The sequence below is a fragment of the Mycobacterium sp. NGS50 genome (assembly GCF_059812545.1).
On the sequence record NZ_JCALCW010000105.1, the window covers coordinates 1 to 328 of the forward strand.

The 328-nt window shown below is 69.8% G+C and carries 1 protein-coding gene; it reads right to left on the reverse strand.

From position 1 onward, the window contains the following. Positions 1-328 (reverse strand): HNH endonuclease signature motif containing protein (locus tag AC5Y36_RS25885; protein WP_500043830.1); only part of this gene is annotated, 328 nt, incomplete at both ends.

Here is a 328-nt window from a genome sequence, read left to right on the forward strand (position 1 = left end):
GGGTGGGTCGGGGTCGTGGAGGAGTTCGTCGGGGTGGTGGGCGTGGTTGATTTGGGGTGCGGTGGTGCCGTTGGTCCAGGCGAGGCGGCCGTTGGTGACGGTGGTGGTGTAGTGGCCGTTGGTGTGGGCGGTGTGGTCACACGGGCAGGCGAACCAGAGGTGGTCGGCGTTGGTGTGGCCGCCGGCCGCCCAGCCGGGTTCGTGGTGGACTTCGCAGTGGTAGCCGGGTTGGGTGCAGTTGGGTCGGGTGCAGCCGTGGTCGCGGGCGTGGCAGATGAGGCGTTGGTCGGTGGTGGCGATGCGTTTGCTGCGGCCCAGGTAGAGGGGC